Raw genomic sequence first — 19164 nt, 5'->3', positions numbered from 1 at the left:
AAAAGTTTTACTGCGCGTGTGTAGCTCAGCTGGATAGAGTACCTGGCTACGAACCAGGCGGTCGGAGGTTCGAATCCTTCCACACGCGCCACTTCTTTCAAATGCGTCACCTTTGGGGGTAATACCCTAAAGTAAAAAAGTTTACGCGTGTGTAGCTCAGCTGGATAGAGTACCTGGCTACGAACCAGGCGGTCGGAGGTTCGAATCCTTCCACACGCGCCATATAAGAAAACCCACCATCTGGTGGGTTTTTTTATTTCCGCCTATTAAATTTCTATTCTTTTGTAGTTCTACATAATTCACTTCTAGCCCACTATACACTTTAGTCTCCTATCGTTGCCTTACGCTAACCTCTGTTCGAATTATGAACTAACCTTTATAAATAGCAGTTTCCCTACGAAGGTGTAGTACTAATGTCACTTGCAACAATAACATTTCAATTTCTCGCTGAGCCTACCGATGTGAACTTTGGTGGTAATGTTCATGGTGGTGTGGTGATGAAGTGGATAGATCAAGCGGCCTATGCCTGTGCGGCGCAGTGGTCGAAGGAATATTGCGTTACTGTGTCGGCCAACGGCATTCGGTTTATTAAACCAATCAAAGTGGGGCAATTGGTAAAGTTAACCGCCTCTATAGTGCACACAGGTACCTCTAGTATGCATATCTATGTTTCTGTTAGTTCCGGTGAGGCAACAGAAAGTAAGATGACTGTCGCGAATCGTTGCTTCATCTCCTTCATGGCGATTGATAAAGAAGGACGTTCGGTTAATGTATCTTCTTATACTCCTCAAGAGAAAAACGACTTCCAGTTAGACCTTGTTGCTATGCACGCTAAACATTTCACTAAACAACTTGATATGCATTTCACGAAAACCACAGGAGTTCATTAATTACATTTTGTGAAAATATATCCATTCACTTAGCATAAATAGTTATTTTATTGCTTTTTATTAGCATAAAGTGTGATTGCATATGCATTTTACTTGCTTTTTTGTTGTGTTTTATACCCTCGCATGATACTTATTCACAACGAAATTTTTGAAGGGTTCACCATGGAAACAGAATCAGTTAGCAGTTTGCTGCTTGAAGCCGGCTCACTGATGCTAATAGGAATGGTATTTGTTTTTTCATTCCTGGCATTGTTAATCGTTGGAATTCACCTAATTGCAAAGTTTTGTGAAGTATTTCCGGGCGAAGCCGCACCTCAGTATGCTGCACCTCGTAGAAAAGCGGTTCAAGCTGGTGTCGATGGTAATGTTGTTGCTGCTATCACCGCTGCTGTTCATACTCATCGTCAAGCCAATAAAAATTAATTAAACAAATCATTCAGGAGTTACCATGTCTAAGCCACTGGCCTTAACCGAGCTAGTCTTGCGTGATGCCCATCAATCGCTACTTGCTACGCGTATGCGTATAGAAGATATGCTGCCTATTGCCGAAAAACTTGATAAAGCAGGTTTTTGGTCTGTTGAATCTTGGGGCGGGGCGACATTTGATTCCTGTATTCGCTATTTAGGGGAAGATCCTTGGGATCGCATTCGCCAGCTTAAAGCGGCAATGCCAAATACGAAGCAACAGATGTTGTTGCGAGGTCAAAACTTATTAGGCTATCGCCATTACGCTGATGATGTAGTGACACGTTTTGTTGAGCGTGCACATGAGAATGGGGTTGATGTATTTCGTATTTTCGACGCCATGAACGACATGCGTAATCTAAAAACTGCGATTAAAGCGACTGTTGACAGTGGCGCTCATGCCCAAGGTACAATTTCTTACACGGTAAGTCCTGTTCACAATCTTCAACTGTGGCTCGATATGGCTAAGCAACTTGAAGATATGGGCGTTCATTCTATTTGTGTAAAAGACATGGCAGGGCTGCTTAAGCCTTACGACTGTGAAGCACTTATTAAAGGGCTTAAAGAAACCGTCAGTGTGCCTATTGCTATGCAGTGCCATGCCACCACAGGATTGAGTACGGCCACTTACCAAAAAGCCATCGATGCCGGCATCGACATGCTCGACACAGCCATATCTTCAATGAGTATGACTTACGGTCATACCGCAACGGAAACCATGGTGTCTATTGTAGAGGGCACAGAACGAGATACGGGCATGTCATTGCCGGATCTTGAAGAAATCGCCAGCTACTTTCGTGGCGTGCGCAAAAAATACAGTAAATTTGAAGGTAGCTTGAAAGGGGTTGATGCCCGTATCTTGCTCGCTCAAGTACCTGGCGGCATGTTAACCAACATGGAAAGCCAGTTAAAAGAGCAAGGCGCTGAAGATAAGTTTGAAGAAGTATTAAAAGAAATTCCTCGCGTACGTGAAGACTTAGGTTTTATTCCTTTGGTTACGCCAACCTCGCAAATTGTAGGTACGCAGTCTGTATTAAACGTACTGACCGGCGAACGTTACAAGAGCATCACCAAAGAAACGGCAGGTGTCCTTAAAGGCGAATATGGCGCTACAGCTGCGCCAGTGAACAAAGAATTACAAGAGCGTGTGCTTGATGGTGGCCAGCCCATTACCTGTCGTCCGGCAGATAATATTGCACCTGAACTAGACAGCCTTGAAACCGAGCTCACTAAGTTAGCATCAGAGAAAAGCATTACATTGTCAGATACTAAGATTGACGATGTACTTACCTATGCCTTGTTCCCGCAAATTGGCCTTAAGTTTTTAGAGAATCGCGGTAATCCTGACGCATTTGAACCTGCACCCGGCACTGAATCTGATGTTGCATCAAGTGCACCAACTGCTGCGGCACCGGTTTCTGCTAGCGGCGCACCGGCGGCCTACGATGTGAAAGTTGAAGGTAAGGTATACCATGTTGAAGTAGCAGCATCCGGTGAATTATCTAGTGTAACCCCAAGTCAGCCATCGACAGCCGCACCTCAGCCGGCATCTGCTAGCAGTAGTGAAAGTGCACAAAGCATTAACGCACCGTTAGCCGGTAATGTGTTTAAAATACTAGTGCGTGCTGGCGATGTAGTGAACGAAGGTGATGTGGTTATTATTTTAGAAGCCATGAAAATGGAAACTGAAATTCGCTCTGCTATTTCCGGTACCGTTAGTGAAGTACTCGTGGGTGAAGGCGATGCCGTAGCCAGTGCTCAACCACTTATTGCGCTGGGGTAATTCATGGATAAGTTGATGGTGCTGTGGGACAGCACTGCACTGGCACATTTTGAGTCAGGCCAGTTAATCATGATGGCAGTAGGTTTCCTGTTGCTGTTCTTAGCGATTGTGAAAAAATTTGAACCGCTGTTGTTAATTCCTATTGGGTTTGGTGCCTTATTAACCAATATCCCGTTAGCTGGGTTTTCAGAGGCGGGAGGATTGCTTCATTACATTTACGCTATCGGTATAGACACCGGGGTTTTCCCGCTGCTTATCTTTATGGGTGTGGGCGCAATGACGGACTTCAGTGCCTTAATTGCAAACCCTAGAATGTTGTTGCTAGGCGCGGCTGCGCAGTTTGGTATTTTTGCGACCTTGTTCGGTGCTATTGCGCTTAATATGATCCCAGGCTTTGAGTTTACTCTCAAAGATGCCAGTGCGATTGCTATCATTGGCGGTGCTGACGGTCCAACGGCTATCTTTTTGGCCTCTCGATTAGCGCCCGATTTATTAGGGGCTATTGCGGTCGCAGCTTATTCATATATGGCGCTGGTACCTATTATTCAGCCTCCAATTATGAAAGCGCTGACCAGCAAGGAAGAACGCACCATAGAAATGGCGCAATTACGCCCTGTATCGCAACGTGAGAAGATTATCTTCCCACTGGCTACACTATTCCTAACTATCCTATTTTTGCCATCAGCAACGCCTCTAGTGGGTATGTTTTGCTTTGGTAACTTATTAAAAGAGTGTGGTGTAGTAGATAGGCTTAGCAAAACAGCGCAAAACGAGCTAATTAACATCGTTACTATTTTCTTAGGGCTAGCGGTAGGGTCTAAGCTATCTGCCGAGAAATTTTTAACCGTTGAAACCTTGGGTATTCTTGGGTTAGGCGCTGTAGCGTTTGCTATTGGTACTGCAACAGGCGTGTTAATGGCTAAGCTAATGAGCCGAATGAGTGGTGGTAAAATTAATCCACTGATTGGTGCTGCTGGTGTATCGGCAGTGCCAATGGCTGCAAGGGTTGTGAATAAAGTTGGACTTGAAGCTAACCCTCATAACTTCTTATTGATGCATGCCATGGGGCCGAATGTGGCAGGTGTACTTGGTTCAGCTGTTGCTGCGGGTATCTTGCTGGCGCTAGTAGGTTAATGTTTAAGCTAATTTGCTTAAATTGGCGACAGTGCGAGGTTATATAGACTCACTCATATAAATAACAAAATGCGGCCTAGGCCGCATTTTTTGTTTGGGTATAAAGCGCAATGTTAAAAGGCGTTGTAAGAAATGGCGTCAGAGTCGCTGAATGACGTAGCGTCAAATCAATTTCCAAGCACCTTCAAAAACCAACGTTAGCTAACTAATGGTATTGTTCGTAATTAACGACTGATAGGCCAAGATCAGCTTCTTAGTGATGGTATGTTCTGGCCAACGAAAAATCGTTTCGGTTTTCCCCTCTTCCACAATATTGCCATTTTCCATCACAATAACCCGATCGGCGATATGTCGAACTATTCCCAAATTGTGGCTTATGAAAATAAACGCCAACCCCATTTCTTGTTGTAGCTTCAAAATAAGGTTTACCGTTTGCGAGCGTATAGACGGATCTAGGGCTGCAAACGGTTCGTCGGCAATCAGTACTTTCGGCTTTAATATAATGGCGCGGGCGAGGGATACACGCTGTTGTTGGCCGTCAGACAGCATATGACGATAGAAATAATAATGTTCTCGTAGCAAGCCTACTTTTGTCAGCATTTCTTCAATAAGGGATTTACGTTCCGCTTCCGTTAACTCTGTGTTTAAACGAAGGGGTTCGTCGAGCACTTTTCCCACGGGCACAGAAGGGTTCATCGACTCACTACTGTGTTGCAATATCATACGAATGTCGTGGGTGCGTTTTTGTTGATTGTTGTGTTGGTTGTATTTCGCCAAATATTTGTGGCTATTAAGCTCAATAACCCCTTCATCAGCAGGAATAGCGCCCACTAGTAATTTTGCTAACAATGACTTACCTGCGCGGTTTTCACCAATAATCGCAATGGTTTCGCCACGTTGCACTGTCAGGTCGATAGGCCCTAATTCAAATATCTCAGGCTTTTTTAGCCAACGTTTCTTATCGTTATGCCTAAACGTTAATCCATCTACCTGCATGATATCTGTCATAACTTCTCCATATGCAGCGGGAAATGGCAGTTATAGGTGTGGTCGTGAATATGCCTTACTGCAGGTCTAGACACACAAGCACGCTGTGCACGAGGACAGCGTGGCCCTAACCTGCACCCAATAGGTAAATGCTGCAACGTAGGGATAGAGCCGCCCAGCGTAGGAAGTTGAGATTTCGGCGGCAAATCCTTCCTGAAGCTCGGTGCGCTGTCCAACAATGCTTTGGTGTACGGGTGAAGCGGGCGTTTCTTAATGTGCTTCATTTTACCCGACTCTACGGTTTGCCCTGCGTAAAGCACGGTCATGGAATGGGACATACTGGCAATAGCCAGCAAATCGTGACTCACAAACAATATACTTAGCGAACGGGTTTGATTTAAGCGAGTAAATAACTTAAGAATTTGTGTTTTGGTAGTTGGCTCCATCCCACGGGTGGGATCATCAGCAATTAATAGTTTCGGCTGAGATACCAAGGCCATGGCTATCATAAACTTTTGCCCAATATCACTGGGGATTTGGTGGGGATAGGCATTCAAATAATGCCTGTGTTGCTTTATGCCCACCTTATGTACAGTGCTTATGGCTATGCGTTTTCTATGTTGCGCACGTTGCCAAAACCAGTAACCTTCTACAAATTCGTCGGGAATGCTTTCCTCAAGTTGTTCACCTAAGGTGGCTGAGGGATCTAAGCTAGTTTGAGGGTTTTGAAATACAACAGCAATATCTCGGCGCATGACTTCTCTGCGCTGATATTTTGACATGCTTAATAAGTTTTCCCCTTTCCAACTCATGCGATCTGCAGTCATTCTCCACTGCGAGGGCAAGGCGCCACAGATGGCAGATACAATTAGACTTTTCCCCGAGCCAGACTCTCCCACCAGAGCGCGAATTTCACCGGTATTAACGGTTAAATTTACCTTGTCGAGCGCCTTGATGGTGGTGTCACCATCTACCATTTCTAAGGTCAAATTTTTAATGTCTAGCATAGGCATATTAGTGGCTCACTCTTTTTCTGAGTGCAGAACGTAGACCGTCACCCACAATATTTATCGACAACACCAATAAGAAAATCGCAATGCCAGGCAATGCCACATTCCAAGGGGCGAGGTAGGCCACATCAAGACCGTCGCCCAAAATTGCCCCAAGCTCTGCGAGTGGTGACTGCGCTCCTAAATTCAAAAAGCCTAATGCAGACACATCAATTACCGCAATCGAAAGTGCCACAGTACCTTGCACCACAAGCATTTCTGTCATGTTAGGAAGAATAGAGTGTACGAATAGTTGCCATCTATTCGCGCCGTCTAATTTCGACGCCATAATGTATTCTTTTTTCATTTCAGCGCGCACAAAGGTACGTGTACGGTGAACAAATTGTGGAATGAGCGCAAGCGTAATAGCCCACATACTATTGACCAACCCTGTTCCAAGAATAGCCACGATAATAATAGCAATAAGTAAGGTTGGAATGGCCATTAAGGCATCTAGCAAGTGGTTCACAATACTTGAACGCACGCCCCGTAGCATACCCGCAAATGTACCTATGCTTACGCCAATCAGCATGGCTAGCACTACCATAAGAAACCCCGACCCTAACGTAGTGCGGCAGCCGTAAATAATACGAGAGAAAACATCTCGGCCGAGGGGGTCGGTGCCAAATAAATGAGTTATTGAACCACTGCTTTCCCAACTAGGGGGAATGAGTAGCGCATCTATATTTTGTTCCGCTGGGTTGTATGGCGAAACCACCGGGGCGAACAGTGAAAAAATGATAAAGAAGCCAAGCAAAATAAGACCAACAATCGCAATGTGACTGCCACGGAAGGCTGCCCAAGTGCGTTGCCAGGGAGACGGATGAAACTCCTCTTCGTATAAACTAAACTGTGGCACGTTCGTACTTTTCTCGGCTAGGATCGATAATGCGGTTAAACAAATCGACCATAATAGTTAACGTAATAACGAGCGTTGATACCGCCAGCATTCCTACTCGAAGCGCAGGGAAGTCTCGTTGATAAATTGCTTGAATTAACCAGCTACCAATCCCTGGCCATGAAAATAAGGTTTCAACTATCATGGCATTGGTGATGAGCGTAGTAATTTGGATTGCCATTAAGGGCAATATAGGCAGCAATGCATTGCGAAGAACATGCCTAAAGAAAATTTGCCATTCAGATACACCTCTAGAGCGCGCGGCTACTATATACGGGCGGTGAATAACATCAATAACCGAGCGACGGGTAATTCGCACCATTGAAGCGGTTGTTATTGCTCCTATTGCCAGCGTAGGCAAAGCAAGGTGCGAAATAGCATCTCGGTAGGCAAGCCCATGATCGATATCCTCGGCCAGCATAATATCTATAAGCACAAAGCCAGTTACAGGTTCAATATCGAACAATAAACTAAGCCGGCCAGACAAAGGCGCAATATCAAGGTGTAAGCTAAAAAACAGGATTAGAATAAGTGCCAACCAGAACACGGGAAATGAATAAGTGGTAATGCTCAATGCATTAATAGTGTGGTCGGTAGTAGAGTAACTTTTCAGCCCTGCGTAATATCCCAAGGGGATACCAATGAAAAGCGCCATCAGCATCGCATAAGTGCTGAGCTCGATAGTCGCGGGCATGGCGATACCAATTTCTTCTCGAAGGGGCAGGCCTGACGCTAGACTGTAACCCCAATCGCCTTGTAGTAAAGACGATAAATAGTAAAAAAACTGTACTACATAGGGTTGGTCTAGGCGAAATTGACGCATAAGCGCCTCACGCTGAATCTCATTCTGCGGCACAATGCCGGTAAGGTTTTCTAGCACATCACCAGGAAATAGATACACCAATGAGAATGACATGGCGGTTAACACCAAAAGGGTTAAGATAAATAACACACCGTATCGCGATAATATTTGAATCACAGTGATTTACCTACTCCGCCAAATCTAACACCGCCAAAGGGGTTAATGGTCATGCCTTCAAGTTCATTTCTATAGGCTTGATAACGATAAGCGTGGGCAATAGGAACCAACGGCAATCGCTCGTAAAGCAGTCTATTTACCTGTTGATAGATTAGTCGCCGCGCTTCAAGGTCTTCTGTCTGCAAGGCTTTATCTAAGAGCTCGTCATAATCGTTATCACACCACATGGCTCGGTTAGTACCAGAAGGTATGGCACCACAACTCAGTAACGGTCGGTAAAAGTTATCAGGGTCGCCATTATCGGCAGACCAGCCTATTAATACAGAGTCGTGTAGGCCTTCTTGCAAGTGACGTCTAAATGTCGCCCAGTCGTAACTAACGATTGTGGCGATAACGCCCACTTCCCGTAAATATCGTTGGATCAGCTCCGCCATTTTGGCCGCGTTAGGATTATAAGCACGCTCAATGGGCATAGCCCATATGGTCATGGTAAACCCAGGCTCTACGCCTGCATTTTCTAGTAGCTTTCTTGCTAGTACAGGGTTGTAAGCCGTATCATCCGCATCGTTTTGAAAGGCCCAACTTGCGGCTGGTAGCAGTGTTTTCGCGCGGGTAGCACTGTCGAAATAAACCGCTTCTAATAACGTGTTTTTATCAATAGCCGCGGCTAATGCACGCCGTACATCGGGATTATCGAAGGGAGGGCGCTGGGTATTGAATGCCCAAAAACCAACATTCAAACCGGGCTTTTCAGCCAGTAATAAGTCGTCACGGGAGCGGATAATTTCCAATTCCGTTTGTGCAGGAAATGCCGTCGCATCACACTCGCCGGTCATTAACTTAGCCAAACGCAACGAGCTCTTCGGCGTTATATCGTAAATTAAGCGTTCCGCATTGTTTTGTTCACCCCAATAGGTTTGGTGACGTTGGTAACGGATGTAGTGATCTTTGCGGTAGTTTTCGAATTTAAACGGGCCTGTACCAATAGGGTATTGGTCAATTCGATTGGGCAGACCTTGTTGTAACAATGCCTCACCGTACTCTTGTGACAACATCACCGAAAAGTCCGTGGCTAAATTAGCTAAAAAAGAACTGTCCCTGCGCGTTAATTTTATTTCTACCCTGTACCCGTTTAATCGCTCAACTGAAGCAATATTTTGTGCCAACCCCAAACTTTCAAAGTACGGGTAGCGTCCGCCCGATACGTAATGGTATGGGTGTGAGGTAAGTCGCCACCTATCAATACTAAAAATGACATCATCAGCATTAAAGTTTCTGCTAGGCGTGAAATAGCTGGTGGTATGAAATTCAACGTCTTTTCTGAGTTGAAAGGTGTAGGTTAAGCCGTCATCAGAAACTAACCAGCTACTCGCCACGCTAGGTATAATACGGCCTGAATCAGGGTCGAAATCGAGCAACCTGTCATACAACTGATGCGATGACGCATCGGTTGTAGTGCTAGACGTATCTAACTGAGGATTAAACGTCACAGGGTTGCTTTCAGAGCAATACACCAAACCGCTATTATAAAATGCATGTTCATCTTGTTTTGAACAGGCCGCTACCAGTATTACCATAACAACAGTAAAGGCAGCGTAAAAAAGCGGTTTTACAGGCATTCAGTTAGCACTCCATCGATTCAGGGGAAGAGTCTAACAGGTTGTATTTTTTTAGATAACCTCGAAGTTGATGATAAGTGAGACTAAGTTTCTCAGCAGTCTTCTTCTGATTAAATTGACTGTCGGACAATGCTTGCTTAATCATGTCAATTTCGTATTGCTGAGAGCGGTCTTTTAAATCAATTGGGTATTCAACCGTTTCGGGTTTTAACGACGGTAATACAGCAGGCGATGAGTTTGCCGCAGGTTCACTATTGGTGACTATGCCTTCTACATTAGCTGCAACTGTATTGGAAGGCACTGTTGGTTCTGCTTCAGATGTACTCGAGGTTCTGTCGTTTGTTTTAATACGAGAGGTTGGTCTGAATAAAGACTCAAAAGGGTCGAGAACAATATCATGAACAGGTAAATGTGGGTTGTTCGTTCTATAAACCGCACGTTCAACCACGTTTTTAAGCTCTCGAATATTTCCAGGCCATTCGTAATCAAGCAAGGTGCGTTTTGCTTTTTCGGTAAAGCCGCTAAAAAGCTCCATCTCCATTTCTCTTGCCATACTAATGGCAAAATTTTCAGCAAGCATCATGATATCTTCACGTCGCTCTCTTAAAGGAGGGATGGTAATAACATCGAAGGCGAGCCTGTCGAGTAAGTCAGCACGGAACTCTCCAGCGTCAGCTAAGGCCGGTAAATCTTCGTTTGTAGCAGCAACCAAGCGCACATCGGTTTTAACCGTTTTATTCCCGCCCACACGTTCAAATTCGCCGTATTCTACTACCCGCAATAATTTTTCTTGGATTAAACCAGACGTGTTCGCCAGCTCATCAAGAAATAGGGTGCCATTGTGGGCAATCTCAAAGCGTCCTTCTCGGCGCTTTGCTGCGCCAGTAAATGCGCCAGCTTCATAGCCGAACAGCTCACTTTCTAATAAGCTTTCGTTAAGCGCGGCACAATTGAGCTTGACGTAATTTTGATCCCAGCGCTTAGACAGAAAGTGTAAACGGGCTGCTATAAGCTCTTTACCGGTTCCGCGCTCACCAATTACCAATACGGGTTTATCCAGTGGTGCTATTTGTGAAATTTGCTCTAGCACTTCTAAAAAACTATTCGCTTGGCCTAGCAAATTATCCTGCTGACGATACCTACTCATTAAATCCCTCAAATATTAGTCATTTCGACCAATTAATAGTGTAGAGTAAAAAAACTTGTTGTTCGAGCATTATTTAAACTAAACGAATATCTTTTAAAATTATCAAGTTAGGGTAATTCAAAAAACTGGCAAGCATATTGAATAGTCTTACTACAAGTTTATCTTGGTACAACCAGTTTTCGACTATGAGGTAATTATTATGGGTATCTTCTCGCGTTTCACTGACATTGTGAATTCGAATATTAATGCGCTTTTAGATAAAGCGGAAGATCCGGAGAAAATGGTCCGGTTGATTATTCAGGAAATGGAAGACACATTAGTAGAGGTGCGCTCAGCATCGGCTAAAACGTTGGCGAACAAAAAGGAAATTGTAAGCCAAATTAATAAATATGAAGCAGACGCCAACGATTGGCAGATGAAAGCGGAACTTGCGTTAAGCAAAGACCGTGATGATTTAGCCCGCGCAGCACTGCAGGAAAGAAAGAAATCAGCCGAAGCTGCTGAGACACTGACTAACGAATTGACCGTTGTTGAACAGCAAATTAGCAAACTTCAGGATGAAATTGGTCAGCTTCAAGACAAGCTAGCTGATGCGAAGAGTCGTCAAAAAACGATTATCATGCGTCAAAAAACGGTAAGTTCACGCTTAGAAGTGAAACGTACGCTAGATAGTACAAAAGTAGATTCAGCTATGGGGCGCTTTGAACAATACGAGCGTAAGATTGACGATTTAGAGTCGCAGGTAGATGCTTACGACCTAGGTAAGAAAACCTTAAATGATGAATTTGCAGAATTAGAAACAGGCGATAAGATAGACGAAGAACTAGCTGCGCTTAAAGCAAGAGTGAAAGGTGACACAAGCTCATCTTCAACATCAGAATAATAATTACAGGTAGCCTGCTTACGTACTAAGTGCATTACGTTAAGCGTTTTGCACAATGCATCAGGTATTTGGTGTTAGGGCCTTGAGCAGGCTAATCGGGGTTTTTTGGAGGTATTTACAATGGATGAAGGTATCATTGCAATGTTGGTAATGCCCTTGGTCATTTTTATGATTTTTGTGGCGCCGATTTGGTTAATTCTGCATTACCGCAGCAAAAAACAAGTCAATCAAGGGTTGAGTGTTGAAGAGCAAGCTTCATTACAATCACTTGCTGAACAAGCTGAAAAAATGAGTGATAGAATTCAAACCCTTGAGGCTATCTTAGACAGCGAAGCCCCAGAGTGGAGGAATCGCGCATGAGAAACGGCAAGCAGCTATACCGTGATACAGACAACGCCAGAATAGCGGGTGTATGTTCAGGAATAGCGCACTACTTTGGTTTAGAAACTTGGTTAGTGCGAATTCTAGCTGTGACGGGCTTTTTCTTACTTGCAGGTCCATTCATGTTTGTTGCTTATATAGCGGGCTGGTTCATCTTAGATAAGAAGCCTTTAGGTGATGCTTCAGAAGAGCAAAGCCCTGTGCATCAAAGCCGCGGCAAAGGATGGAAAAATACAAATTCTACATCAAGCAATAGTCGTCATAAGGTCGAAGTGAAAACAAAAGTTTGGCAGTCTGGTGAGCCACCTAAACAAGCATTTCACGATATTCGTAATCGTTTTCAGAAATCGGAAGTACGACTACGCAAGATGGAAACGTATGTGACCTCTAGAGAATTTGAACTTAACCGAGAAATCAGTAGATTGTAGTTAAGTAAGATTAAAATACATTCGCTAGAGACGCCCCGACAAATGCAAAACCGCTCTTCTTTAAGAGCGGTTTTTTGTATGTAAAGCATTATGTTATGAGGTTTTGTAAATAAGTTGTTACGGCTTGGCTGTGTAGCAAGAATAGGTAAACACTTCCCGTTAGCGTGCATTTCATTAGACTAATTGACAGAAGTCAGTCACGGAATATGTCGAAAGCAGTTATGGCAAAATCTAGCGTTTATCAATCAAAAACCTCAGGCAACAAAGGCGTTATAAACTGGTCAGAAGAAGAAAATCAAATCTGGGCAGAGTTGTACGCCAAGCAGCTTCCGTTATTGAAAACGCGAGCCTGTAGTCAATACATGGAAGGCTTATCGTTACTGGCACTGCCTGATGATCGCATTCCCCAGCTTCCCGATATCGATAAAGTACTATTAGCACAAACCGGTTGGAAAACTGCCGAAGTTCCCGCGCTCATCAATTTTGGCGAATTTTTTAGATTACTCGCCAACAAGCAGTTTCCTGTCGCAACCTTTATTCGCTCGAAAGACGAATTTGATTACCTACAAGAGCCCGATATTTTCCATGAGGTTTTCGGTCATTGTCCTTTACTTACGAATCCGGCTTTCGCGCACTTTACCCATACCTACGGAAAGCTTGGCTTAGCGGCTAGCAAAGAGGACAGAATCTACCTCGCACGACTTTATTGGTTTACGGTTGAGTTTGGGTTAGTTCGAAGTAAAGCAAATCCAGAAACGCTGGAAATTTATGGTGGAGGCATATTGTCTTCACCGGGTGAAACGCTATATGCATTAGAGAGCGGCGAGGCAATAAGGAAACCGCTTAAAGCGATAGATGCGTTAAGGACACCGTATAGAATTGATATCATGCAGCCTTTGTATTACATACTTCCTGACTTTGATTATCTGTTCGAGTTGGCCGACATGGATATTATGAGCCTAGTGAATAAAGCGAAAGGACTCGGGCTATATCCCGCCTTATTCGACGCCAAAAAGCAGGCTTAAGTTAATATTTTGTTACAGCGTGGCGTGATAAGGGGAAACGTTTTCACACCTTTCGCTGCGTGGAACCGCTTTAAAAACCAGTCTTTCAAGGTGATAATTTGGCATAATTAACTTGTTATCTTTTTGTAAAAGTGTGATATTGTGTACATATAAGTTTACAAGAGATGTGAAGTCACACCCATGCGATTAGAAATCAGTTGTCAGGACAGACTGGGTATTACTCAAGATGTGTTGGATATCCTCGTTACCCACGAAATCGATCTAAGAGGTATTGAGATTGATGAGACAGGTAAAATTTTTCTTAATTTTCCCAATATTGAATTTGCAGACTTCCAGCATCTAATGCCCAAAATTCGTCGCATCGATGGTATTTCAGATGTTAAAACGACGCATTTTATGCCAAGTGAAAGAGAAAAAACTCAGCTTTCTGCCATATTGCGCACGCTTCCTGATCCGGTGTTTTCCATTGATGCTCGTGGACAAATCTTGTTATGCAACGAAGCAGTAACCTCTGGGTTAGAGCAGAGCGTCCACGATGTTGAAGGCGTAGAAATAGGCGAAGTAGTGAAAGGCTTTAACTTCACCCGCTGGATGGATGGAAAGCTGCCTCGCGCTCAGTCTTCTAAGGTAAAGTTTATCCAACAAGACTATGTGGCTGACATGTTACCTATCACAGTGCCTGATGGCGACAACAACATCATTATGGCCGGAGCGGTGGTCATTTTAAAATCGGAAATGCGGTTAGGCCAGCAGTTTAGTGTATTCCATCAATCGCCCACTGACAGTTTTGATAGATTCATAGTGGAATCTCAGGCAATGAAACGCGTGGTGAGTGAAGCAAAACGTATTGCTGATCTAGATGCACCGGTTCTTATTTTCGGTGAAACAGGCACAGGTAAAGAAATGATTGCCCGCGCTTGTCATCAATCCAGTCGCCGCAGTGAGGGGGCGTTTTTAGCGCTCAATTGTGCATCGCTACCAGATAGTGTGGCGGAAACTGAATTATTTGGTTACGCACAAGGTGCTTTTAATCAACCTAATGCTAAAGAAGGCCTGCTAGAGCAAGCAAGAGGTGGCACACTGCTACTTGATGAAATTGCAGACATGAGTTCTCAGCTACAAGCCAAACTGCTTCGGGTGTTAGAAGACGGTGAGTTTAGACGAGTAGGTGATGCGGAACCGGTTACGGTAGATGTTCGATTTATTTGCACTACCTGTCGCGACTTAGGTCAACTGGTAGAAGAAGGGCGTTTTCGCAAAGAATTGTATTATCGCTTAAATGTATTGAGCTTAGTGATGCCATCGTTAAAAGAACGCCGCCACGATATTGTTCCACTTGCCGAATCGTTTATTGCCCAGCACAGTACGAAGCTGGGTCGTAGACCGGCCAAATTAAGTAAGTCCTGCGTTGATTTTTTGCAGCAATACCCTTGGCCTGGCAATGTCCGTCAGCTTCAAAATGCACTGTTCAGAGCGTTGTCTTTGCTAGATGGTAAGGAAATAACCAAAGAAGATATTCAGCTTCCTAGTTGTGCCCCTAGTGTGACCTTTATCGATGAAAACTTCGAAGGTACATTAGACGATGAAGTGAAAAAATTCGAAAAAGACCTACTGAAGCGGCTCTATCCTTTCTACCCAAGTACGCGTCAATTGGCGAGAAAGTTAGGATTAAGTCATACCGCGATTGCGAATAAATTACGTGAGTACGGTATTAATAAGGCATCAATAAAAATGTAGGTTTCACTGTTTCGTTAAATTTACGTTGCCTTGCTTAGCTAATAAGGGCGGTACTTCAGTAAGAAGTGCCGCCTTTTTTTGTACAACCAAGCTTACAGTGAAAATTATTGTCGTGTGCTCCTGACTTTTCATCTTGTTACGGGTGATGCATAAAGAATAATAAATGTTATATACGCAAAAGCGCTGATCACAGTAAGGATCCAATTTATGAAACTAGCTACTTATAAGAACGATAGCCGAGATGGCCGTTTAATGTTGGTATCTAAAGATTTAACGCGTACCTGTTCAGTAGAAGATATCGCTCACACTATGCAGCAAGCACTCGACAGCTGGCAGGTTACTGCTCCGCAATTACAGATGCGCTACGAACAGCTCAATAATGGGGTAATAGAAAGTATTGAATTTGATGCTACTCGCTGTGAGTCACCCCTACCGCGCGCTTACCAGTGGGCAGATGGCAGTGCGTATGTAAACCATGTAGAGCTAGTACGAAAAGCGCGAGGCGCTGAAATACCTGAAAGTTTCTGGAGCGACCCACTCATGTACCAAGGGGGATCTGACGACTTTATCGGTCCTTGTGACGACATTATTCTGCCCAGCGATGAATGGGGCATTGATTTTGAAGGTGAGGTGGCCGTTGTTACCGATGATGTTCCGATGGCCTGCACTGATGCACAAGCGGCAGAGCGAATTAGACTGGTAATGCTTGTGAATGATGTATCCCTAAGAGGCTTAATTCCAGGTGAGTTGGCGAAAGGGTTTGGGTTCTTTCAGTCAAAGCCGGCCTCTAGCTTTTCACCCGTGGCGGTAACACCCGATGAACTCGGGGATGCGTGGGAACAAGAGAAAGTACATTTACCGCTTCGTTCCACCTACAACGGTGAATTGTTCGGTAAACCACAAGCAGGTGAAGACATGACATTTAGCTTCGCTAAGCTGGTGTCACATGCAGCTAAGAGTCGAAACTTAGGCGCTGGCACCATTATTGGTTCAGGTACCGTATCGAACAAACAAGGTACTGACCACGGCTCAGCCATTGCTGAAGGTGGCCTTGGCTACTCGTGTATTGCTGAAGTGCGCATGATTGAAACTATCAGGGATGGAAAACCTACTACTCCCTTTATGCAATTTGGCGATCGAATTAGGATAGAAATGTTCGATAGTAACGGACAAAGCATTTTCGGTGCTATCGAGCAACAGATTAAGCCTTTAAGCTAAATTTGATAAACGTAAGCTGAGGGTTAGGCCCATACGCTCGCCCTCAGCAAATTACGCTATGATTATAATGAGTAATACAACACACACGTAAGGCGGCGGGTATTTATGAGTTTAACTTTATATGGTTACTGGCGCTCAACGGCGTCTTACAGAGTAAGAATTGCACTTAATTTAAAAGGTGTAGAGTATCAATATGTGCCTGTGCACTTAGTCAATGAAGGTGGGCAGCAGCACAGTGCGCCCTATAAACAGCTAAACCCCGCTCAGCTAGTGCCCACTTTGGTTGACGATGATGAAGATATTATTCTTAATCAGTCTTTAGCCATTATCGAATACTTAGATGAACGTTTTCCCTCACCGTATCAATTGATACCATCGCACAAGACAGAACGAGCAAGGGTAAGGGCGCTGGCTCAGGATATTGCATGTGACACTCAACCTTTAAGTAACTTGCGTGTACTCAATCAGCTTAAGAATGAATATAGTGCCGAACAAGAAAGTGTAAACAAATGGGCGGCGCATTGGATAACGCTGAGTTTCGATGCCATTGAAAAGCGGCTACAAACCCAAGCTGGTAAGTTCTGCTTTGACTTTGATGTGACCATGGCTGACTTGTGTTTGGTACCGCAGGTTTATAACGCGCATCGCTTTAATGTGGATATGACACGATATCCGCTTATTCAAAAAATAACAGACAATTGCAATGCATTACCTGCTTTTGAAAAAGCACTGCCTGAGAATCAGGTTGATAGCGTGCTTTAATAACGTGAGAAAGAAGGGCAGCAGGGCGTAGGTTTCAATGAAACCTACTGTCGTTTGATGGGGAGCTCAGTGGTGTTCTTCACTTGTTTTAACGCGAAGGTGGAGCTGACGTGATCAACTAATGGAAGGTGAGTCAGTTTCGTTTTAAGTAAAAATTCGTATTCTTCAATACTTTCCACAATCACTTTAAGCAAATAGTCTTTCTCACCGCTGGTGGTGTGGCACTCAACAATTTCATCAATGCTCTGTACCGCATTTTCAAAATCGGTGAGGGAATCACCATCGTGATTTTTAAGCGTGACATAAATGAATACCGATACACCAAGGTTGAGTTTTTTACTATTTAAAAGAGTGACTTTACCAATAATAATGCCATCGGCTTCCATCCGCTTTACACGTCGCCAACAGGGGGTATGGGACAACCCAACCTTCTGGCTCAACTCAGCCATAGAGACAGTGGCATCTTGTTGAAGTACTCGTAAAATCTCACGATCGAATTTATCTAATTTCATTGAACGCAGCTTCCGTCGTTTTTATGATGTTTATTATATAGAAAAATAAATTCTAGGATAGATATCCTAGAAAAATAGTATTCATACTTTGTGTATTTCACTTTACGAGGGCCGGTCATTAACTTAGCAAGGCGTGTCCTCTGGTTGTTGGGCTACACTTGGGCAAAATCCATCACATTATTAATAGGGAAAGTATGTCGGTTTTCGATCACATAGAGTTTGATAGTCACGAGCATGTCGCTTTTTATCACGATAAAGAAGCAGGCTTAAGTGCCATTATTGCCATACACAACACAAACCTAGGCCCAGCATTGGGTGGTTGTAGAATGTGGCCCTATGTAAGCAGTGCAGAAGCACTAACCGATGTACTCCGTCTTTCTAAAGGAATGACCTACAAAGCCGCCATGGCTAATATCGCATTGGGCGGTGGTAAATCAGTCATTATTGGTGATCCTCGCAAACAAAAAACGCCGGCGATGATGGAAGCCATGGGGAAATTCGTTGATTCATTAAGTGGCAAATATTTTACCGCAGAAGACTCGGGCATTTCAGTTACCGATTTACAAACCATGGCGACTCAGTCTGATTACATTGCCGGAGTAAACGCACAATATCACTACGCTGACGAACAGCCAGACGGTAATCCAGCACCCTCTACCGCTTATGGTGTGTTCGTGGGCTTAAAAGCCAGTGTAGAACACGGATTGAATCGCAGCTTAGAGGGGGTAAGCGTAGCAATTCAAGGTATGGGGCATGTAGGGTATCGCCTTGCGTCACACCTTCATGCAGCCGGTGCAAAGCTCTATGTTGCTGATATATTCCCCGAAGGTGTTGAAAAGGCCGTAGCAGAACTGGGTGCTACGGCGGTAGCGCCTGAAGAAATTTTAGGGCTGGACGTTGATGTACTAGCACCTTGTGCATTAGGTGCTGCAATTAATGACCAAACATTACCCATGATTAAAGCTAAGGTCATCGCTGGTGCGGCGAACAATCAACTCGCACGTGAAGAAATTGGCGATATGTTAGTCGAACGAGGTATTTTGTACGCGCCTGATTATGTGATTAATGCAGGTGGCATTATCGATATCTTCCATCAGCGTATGGAAAAGAGCACAAACGCAGCGCTACGCAAGCATATTGAAGATATTGGTACGACGCTAAAAGAGATTTATACCCGTGCTGATGCCCAAAAAGCAGCCACAAATCGTGTGGCAAACATCATTGCAGAAGAGAGATTTTCGTTAAAGGGTTGAAAGTTATCGGGCAA

Annotated in this window: 19 protein-coding genes and 2 tRNA genes; 14 read left to right on the top strand and 7 right to left on the bottom strand. The window is 44.2% G+C overall.

Features of this window, described 5'->3' with window-relative positions; genetic code table 11:
* The first annotated feature begins 14 nt into the window (after nt 1–14).
* The 6 genes from AAC006_RS02310 (at nt 15) to AAC006_RS02285 (ending at nt 4272) form a co-directional block, all read left to right on the top strand.
* Nucleotides 15–91: transfer RNA gene (locus AAC006_RS02310), tRNA-Arg, on the top strand.
* A gap of 54 nt (nt 92–145) precedes the next feature.
* A tRNA-Arg gene (locus AAC006_RS02305) sits at nt 146–222 on the top strand.
* A 191-nt stretch (nt 223–413) separates the two neighbouring features.
* Nucleotides 414–890, top strand: a complete 477-nt coding sequence (locus AAC006_RS02300; protein WP_126871959.1) for an acyl-CoA thioesterase — start codon at nt 414–416, stop codon at nt 888–890.
* 162 nt (nt 891–1052) lie between these two features.
* The gene (locus AAC006_RS02295) at nt 1053–1313 is read left to right on the top strand and encodes an OadG family transporter subunit (protein ID WP_126871958.1); all 261 of its coding nucleotides are present in this window, start codon (nt 1053–1055) and stop codon (nt 1311–1313) included.
* Between the two features lie 25 nt (nt 1314–1338).
* Nucleotides 1339–3138 (top strand): sodium-extruding oxaloacetate decarboxylase subunit alpha, encoded by a 1800-nt coding sequence (oadA, locus tag AAC006_RS02290; RefSeq protein WP_126871957.1) that lies wholly within the window; start codon nt 1339–1341, stop codon nt 3136–3138.
* A gap of 3 nt (nt 3139–3141) precedes the next feature.
* Nucleotides 3142–4272, top strand: a complete 1131-nt coding sequence (locus AAC006_RS02285) for a sodium ion-translocating decarboxylase subunit beta (protein ID WP_013785060.1) — start codon at nt 3142–3144, stop codon at nt 4270–4272.
* Between the two features lie 201 nt (nt 4273–4473).
* On the opposite strand, the gene AAC006_RS02280 is transcribed toward AAC006_RS02285, so the two are convergent.
* Genes AAC006_RS02280 through pspF form a run of 6 tightly spaced genes read right to left on the bottom strand, consistent with a single transcriptional unit; the run spans nt 4474 to nt 10951 of the window.
* Nucleotides 4474–5280 carry an ATP-binding cassette domain-containing protein gene (locus AAC006_RS02280; protein WP_126871956.1) on the bottom strand — a complete coding sequence of 269 codons (807 nt, stop codon included), beginning with the start codon at nt 5278–5280 and terminating at the stop codon, nt 4474–4476.
* Nucleotides 5277–6272, bottom strand: coding sequence for an oligopeptide/dipeptide ABC transporter ATP-binding protein (locus tag AAC006_RS02275; protein WP_126871955.1), 996 nt, complete (start codon nt 6270–6272; stop codon nt 5277–5279). The genes AAC006_RS02280 and AAC006_RS02275 overlap by 4 nt, the downstream gene beginning before the upstream one ends.
* 1 nt (nt 6273) lies before the next feature.
* On the bottom strand, nt 6274–7167 hold the full coding sequence (locus tag AAC006_RS02270; protein WP_013785057.1) for an ABC transporter permease subunit: 894 nt from the start codon (nt 7165–7167) through the stop codon (nt 6274–6276).
* Nucleotides 7154–8122 (bottom strand): ABC transporter permease, encoded by a 969-nt coding sequence (locus AAC006_RS02265; RefSeq protein WP_083820196.1) that lies wholly within the window; start codon nt 8120–8122, stop codon nt 7154–7156. The genes AAC006_RS02270 and AAC006_RS02265 overlap by 14 nt, the downstream gene beginning before the upstream one ends.
* A 59-nt stretch (nt 8123–8181) precedes the next feature.
* A complete protein-coding gene (locus AAC006_RS02260; protein ID WP_013785055.1) occupies nt 8182–9804 on the bottom strand; it encodes an ABC transporter substrate-binding protein in 1623 nt (540 codons plus the stop codon).
* A gap of 4 nt (nt 9805–9808) precedes the next feature.
* Nucleotides 9809–10951, bottom strand: coding sequence for a phage shock protein operon transcriptional activator (gene pspF / locus AAC006_RS02255; protein ID WP_013785054.1), 1143 nt, complete (start codon nt 10949–10951; stop codon nt 9809–9811).
* Nucleotides 10952–11150: 199 nt separating this feature from the next.
* Between pspF and pspA the strand changes: the two genes are divergently transcribed.
* From pspA to maiA, 7 genes are all read left to right on the top strand, one after another.
* Nucleotides 11151–11834: a phage shock protein PspA gene (gene pspA, locus AAC006_RS02250; protein ID WP_126871954.1), complete on the top strand. Its 684-nt coding sequence runs from the start codon at nt 11151–11153 to the stop codon at nt 11832–11834.
* 120 nt (nt 11835–11954) lie between these two features.
* Nucleotides 11955–12194: an envelope stress response membrane protein PspB gene (gene pspB, locus AAC006_RS02245; protein ID WP_013785052.1), complete on the top strand. Its 240-nt coding sequence runs from the start codon at nt 11955–11957 to the stop codon at nt 12192–12194.
* A complete protein-coding gene (gene pspC / locus AAC006_RS02240) occupies nt 12191–12643 on the top strand; it encodes an envelope stress response membrane protein PspC (RefSeq protein WP_126871952.1) in 453 nt (150 codons plus the stop codon). The genes pspB and pspC overlap by 4 nt, the downstream gene beginning before the upstream one ends.
* Nucleotides 12644–12864: 221 nt before the next feature.
* On the top strand, nt 12865–13668 hold the full coding sequence (gene phhA, locus AAC006_RS02235) for a phenylalanine 4-monooxygenase (RefSeq protein ID WP_126872079.1): 804 nt from the start codon (nt 12865–12867) through the stop codon (nt 13666–13668).
* Between the two features lie 180 nt (nt 13669–13848).
* Nucleotides 13849–15405 carry a transcriptional regulator TyrR gene (gene tyrR, locus AAC006_RS02230; protein WP_126871951.1) on the top strand — a complete coding sequence of 519 codons (1557 nt, stop codon included), beginning with the start codon at nt 13849–13851 and terminating at the stop codon, nt 15403–15405.
* Nucleotides 15406–15612: 207 nt separating this feature from the next.
* Complete coding sequence (locus AAC006_RS02225; RefSeq protein ID WP_126871950.1) at nt 15613–16623, top strand: fumarylacetoacetate hydrolase family protein; 1011 nt, start codon at nt 15613–15615, stop codon at nt 16621–16623.
* Between the two features lie 105 nt (nt 16624–16728).
* Nucleotides 16729–17385, top strand: a complete 657-nt coding sequence (gene maiA, locus AAC006_RS02220) for a maleylacetoacetate isomerase (RefSeq protein ID WP_126871949.1) — start codon at nt 16729–16731, stop codon at nt 17383–17385.
* A gap of 44 nt (nt 17386–17429) precedes the next feature.
* On the opposite strand, the gene AAC006_RS02215 is transcribed toward maiA, so the two are convergent.
* Nucleotides 17430–17897, bottom strand: a complete 468-nt coding sequence (locus tag AAC006_RS02215; RefSeq protein WP_013785046.1) for an Lrp/AsnC family transcriptional regulator — start codon at nt 17895–17897, stop codon at nt 17430–17432.
* A gap of 194 nt (nt 17898–18091) precedes the next feature.
* Between AAC006_RS02215 and AAC006_RS02210 the strand changes: the two genes are divergently transcribed.
* Entirely contained in the window at nt 18092–19150 is a 1059-nt protein-coding gene (locus AAC006_RS02210; protein WP_126871948.1) for a Glu/Leu/Phe/Val dehydrogenase dimerization domain-containing protein, read from the top strand.
* Nucleotides 19151–19164: the final 14 nt, after the last annotated feature.

The sequence above is a fragment of the uncultured Alteromonas sp. genome (assembly GCF_963976965.1).
GTDB lineage: Bacteria > Pseudomonadota > Gammaproteobacteria > Enterobacterales > Alteromonadaceae > Alteromonas > Alteromonas naphthalenivorans.
Note: the sequence above shows the minus strand (reverse complement) of the source record. Positions and strands in the feature narration are given on the sequence as shown.

Bases quoted from the DNA above. Each gene is read 5' to 3' on its own strand.
- AAC006_RS02260 (WP_013785055.1), bottom strand. From the start codon at position 9,804: ATGCCTGTAAAACCGCTTTTTTACGCTGCCTTTACTGTTGTTATGGTA.
- AAC006_RS02210 (WP_126871948.1), top strand. From the start codon at position 18,092: ATGTCGGTTTTCGATCACATAGAGTTTGATAGTCACGAGCATGTCGCT.
- oadA (WP_126871957.1), top strand. From the start codon at position 1,339: ATGTCTAAGCCACTGGCCTTAACCGAGCTAGTCTTGCGTGATGCCCAT.
- AAC006_RS02265 (WP_083820196.1), bottom strand. From the start codon at position 8,122: ATGTCATTCTCATTGGTGTATCTATTTCCTGGTGATGTGCTAGAAAAC.
- pspF (WP_013785054.1), bottom strand. From the start codon at position 10,951: ATGAGTAGGTATCGTCAGCAGGATAATTTGCTAGGCCAAGCGAATAGT.
- pspB (WP_013785052.1), top strand. From the start codon at position 11,955: ATGGATGAAGGTATCATTGCAATGTTGGTAATGCCCTTGGTCATTTTT.
- AAC006_RS02275 (WP_126871955.1), bottom strand. From the start codon at position 6,272: ATGCCTATGCTAGACATTAAAAATTTGACCTTAGAAATGGTAGATGGT.
- maiA (WP_126871949.1), top strand. From the start codon at position 16,729: ATGAGTTTAACTTTATATGGTTACTGGCGCTCAACGGCGTCTTACAGA.
- pspC (WP_126871952.1), top strand. From the start codon at position 12,191: ATGAGAAACGGCAAGCAGCTATACCGTGATACAGACAACGCCAGAATA.
- AAC006_RS02285 (WP_013785060.1), top strand. From the start codon at position 3,142: ATGGATAAGTTGATGGTGCTGTGGGACAGCACTGCACTGGCACATTTT.
- AAC006_RS02215 (WP_013785046.1), bottom strand. From the start codon at position 17,897: ATGAAATTAGATAAATTCGATCGTGAGATTTTACGAGTACTTCAACAA.
- tyrR (WP_126871951.1), top strand. From the start codon at position 13,849: ATGCGATTAGAAATCAGTTGTCAGGACAGACTGGGTATTACTCAAGAT.
- phhA (WP_126872079.1), top strand. From the start codon at position 12,865: ATGGCAAAATCTAGCGTTTATCAATCAAAAACCTCAGGCAACAAAGGC.
- AAC006_RS02300 (WP_126871959.1), top strand. From the start codon at position 414: ATGTCACTTGCAACAATAACATTTCAATTTCTCGCTGAGCCTACCGAT.
- AAC006_RS02295 (WP_126871958.1), top strand. From the start codon at position 1,053: ATGGAAACAGAATCAGTTAGCAGTTTGCTGCTTGAAGCCGGCTCACTG.
- AAC006_RS02225 (WP_126871950.1), top strand. From the start codon at position 15,613: ATGAAACTAGCTACTTATAAGAACGATAGCCGAGATGGCCGTTTAATG.
- pspA (WP_126871954.1), top strand. From the start codon at position 11,151: ATGGGTATCTTCTCGCGTTTCACTGACATTGTGAATTCGAATATTAAT.
- AAC006_RS02280 (WP_126871956.1), bottom strand. From the start codon at position 5,280: ATGACAGATATCATGCAGGTAGATGGATTAACGTTTAGGCATAACGAT.